This window comes from Deltaproteobacteria bacterium (genome assembly GCA_020845895.1).
In the GTDB taxonomy this organism is placed as follows: Bacteria; Lernaellota; Lernaellaia; order JACKCT01; family JACKCT01; genus JADLEX01.
Window position 1 is genome coordinate 1 of sequence record JADLEX010000002.1, and the last position, 2,753, is coordinate 2,753.

Here is a 2,753-nt window from a genome sequence, read left to right on the forward strand (position 1 = left end):
CGCGGAAATGCGCCCGCCGCCGAGATTCCGGCAAATCCCCGTCGAGCGTCGTGCCAAAAAAAATGGCGAAAGCGAAATTACGCCGTGATTTCAAGGAGTTTCAAAAAAGCGGTGTCGAAAATGAGTCGGGAGTCTTGACGTCCCCCACACCCACGCGCTCACGGTTCGGACGTCGTGCAGAGTTCGCTTCACGCAGTCGATTCGCCCGTGAGGAACTCGGCAAGCTGCCTGGCGAGCGCGCGAAACGCTTTTCCGCGGTGGCTCACGGCGTCCTTTTCGCCGCCGTCGAGTTCGGCAAAGGTTTTACCAGACGCCGGTTCCAGCATCACCGGGTCGTAGCCGAATCCTCCATCGCCGTGGGGAGCGGAGAGCACGAGCCCATCGGCTCGCCCATGCGCGATCAGCGTCCGACCATCCGGGGCGACGCACGCTGCCGTGCAGTGGTAATGCGCATCGCGCGCGGTTTCGGGGATGTCGCGCAGGCGTTCGAGCAGCAGCGCGTTGTTCTCGGCGTCGGTCGCATTCGGCCCCGCGAAGATGGCCGAATCGACGCCCGGCGCGCCGCCCAGCGCGTTCACGCACAGCCCGGAGTCGTCGGCGATCGCCGGCAGGCCCGTGGCGTATATCCAGTACCGGGCCTTGATGAGGGCGTTGGCGTCGAAGTCGCCGCCGTCCTCGACCGGCGCGATGTCGAAACCCAGATCGCGCGGCGAAACGAGATCGAACCCGAGCGGCGCGAGGATGCGGCGCAGCTCGGCCAGCTTGCCCGCGTTGTTCGACGCGAGCACGACGCGCCGCCCGGCCTTCACGTTTTGTCGCTCCGGGGCGCGGCCTTTTGCAGACGCGCGATCTTGCGCACGCCGGTGCGGGCGAGGGCGAGCAGTGCGGCGATGTCGTCCTCGGCGAAGGTCGCCTCTTCGCCCGTCATCTGCACCTCGACGAGGCGGCCCGAGCCGGTCATCACGAAGTTCGCGTCCACGTCCGCGCCGCTGTCTTCCTCATAGTCGAGATCGAGCAGCGCGCGGCCCCCGACGAGCCCGCACGACACCGCCGCGACCGAATCGACGAGCGGATTCGCGGAGATCTTGCCATGCTCGCGACACCACGCGATCGCGTCACGCAGCGCCACGTACGCGCCGTTGATCGACGCGCACCGCGTGCCGCCGTCGGCGTGCAGCACGTCGCAGTCGATCACGATCTGGCGCTCGCCGAGTTTTTCGAGATCGGTCACCGCGCGCAGGGCGCGACCCACGAGGCGCTGGATCTCGTGCGTGCGCCCGGAGACCTTCGCGCGCTCGCGCTGCGTGCGGTCACGGTTGGCGCGCGGCAGCATGGCGTACTCCGCCGTCACCCAACCCTTGCCCTTGCCCTGAAGCCAGCGGGGGATCGACTCCTCGACCGTGGCCGTGACGAGCACTTTCGTTTGCCCCATCGTGACGAGGCAAGAGCCCTCGGCGTACGGGTTCACGCCGCGCGCGAACGCGGTGGGACGCAGCGCGTCGGGACGGCGTCCGTCATGTCGTTTCATCGTCAGCCCTCTCAGCAGTTCGAGACGAACACCAGCGCCGCGCAAACCACGAGCAACGCGAAGCCCGCCCACTTGAGCGCGTCGAACAGGTGCGCGCTGCTACGATAGTCGATCGGGTCCGCACCCTCGTGAAACACCTCGATCATGAAGCGCGCGAGATCGTCGCTGATGACGTCGAGCAGCGCCTCGCCGAACGCGGCGCTCGCCCGCGCGGGATCGCCGAGATACCCGTCGAGCCGACCGGCGATGATCCACGATAGATCGACCTCGCCCGCCCGCGCTCCCGCCGCGATCGACTCCTTCATCGCTTCGCCGATGGGCAGCCGACGCGCGAGCGCGACGAGCCCGCGCCGGATCGCCGCGAGCCAAGGGCGATGCGGCGCGTAGCGGCGCGGCACGGCGGCAAGGTCCGGCGTCACCAGATGCGGGGCGATGGCGAGCATCAACGACGTCTCCATGAACCCGGCGTGCAAATCCTGTTCGAACAGGTCGCGCGCGTCGTCCGGAATCGCGACGCCCCGCGCGCGGATGCGTTCGATATACGCGCCCTGATAGGCGTGGCCCGCGATGCGCGCGCAGGGGGCGATGGCCCGCGCGCCCCGGGCGTTGAGCGTGCGGCACACGCGGTCGAGCGCGCCGACAAACGGCACGCCGCCATGGCCGCTGATGAACACGAAGCGGCGATAACCCCGGCGCATGAACCAGCGGCAGAGCGTCGTGAGCATCGCGCGTACCTGTCGCGACGTGATCTTCACCGACCCTGTTCCTCGAATCGCCGCGCTGGCGAGTGGAATGACGGGGTAGAGGAGGATGCGTGCATCGGGTTCGACGAGCGCGAATCGGCACGCGGTGCGTTTCGCGAGTTCGCGCGAAATGTAGACGTCGGTGCCGACGGGCAGGTGCGTGCCGTGGTTTTCGATCGGGGAGAGCGCGATCACCACCACGTCGCGCGATGCGTCGCGCCCGCGCAGGTCGGCGAGGTTCAGGTCTTCGAGCGCGAAGACGTTCGGCGGGCAGCCGGTGAGGTCGATGTTCATGCGGACTCGCGCTCGCGTCGCCGCGCCGGGCTCACTCGCCCTCGGGCACGGATTCGACCGGGCCGATCTCGAGCCCCGGCGTCGCGGCCGCGGGCGGCACGGTGGTCGTGGGCGCGACGGTTGTCGTCGGGGCGACGGTCGTCGGAGGCGGCTCGGTCGTTGTCGGCGGTTTCGGCGTCGGCGTCGGC

4 protein-coding genes are annotated in these 2,753 nt (G+C 68.8%); all 4 read right to left on the bottom strand.

Annotated elements, in window-relative coordinates:
- Nucleotides 1–188: 188 nt before the first annotated feature.
- Nucleotides 189–809, bottom strand: coding sequence for an RdgB/HAM1 family non-canonical purine NTP pyrophosphatase (rdgB, locus tag IT350_00120; protein ID MCC6156428.1), 621 nt, complete (start codon nt 807–809; stop codon nt 189–191).
- Complete coding sequence (gene rph / locus IT350_00125; protein ID MCC6156429.1) at nt 806–1,528, bottom strand: ribonuclease PH; 723 nt, start codon at nt 1,526–1,528, stop codon at nt 806–808. Before rph ends, rdgB begins: the two co-directional genes overlap by 4 nt.
- A gap of 11 nt (nt 1,529–1,539) precedes the next feature.
- Nucleotides 1,540–2,565, bottom strand: a complete 1,026-nt coding sequence (locus IT350_00130) for a creatininase family protein (GenBank protein ID MCC6156430.1) — start codon at nt 2,563–2,565, stop codon at nt 1,540–1,542.
- Between the two features lie 31 nt (nt 2,566–2,596).
- Nucleotides 2,597–2,753 (bottom strand): hypothetical protein (locus IT350_00135; protein MCC6156431.1); only part of this gene is annotated, 157 nt, incomplete at its 5' end.

What these genes read in the sequence shown, in the direction of transcription:
- rph (MCC6156429.1), bottom strand. Translation starts at nt 1,528, where the DNA reads ATGAAACGACATGACGGACGCCGTCCCGACGCGCTGCGTCCCACCGCG.
- IT350_00130 (MCC6156430.1), bottom strand. Translation starts at nt 2,565, where the DNA reads ATGAACATCGACCTCACCGGCTGCCCGCCGAACGTCTTCGCGCTCGAA.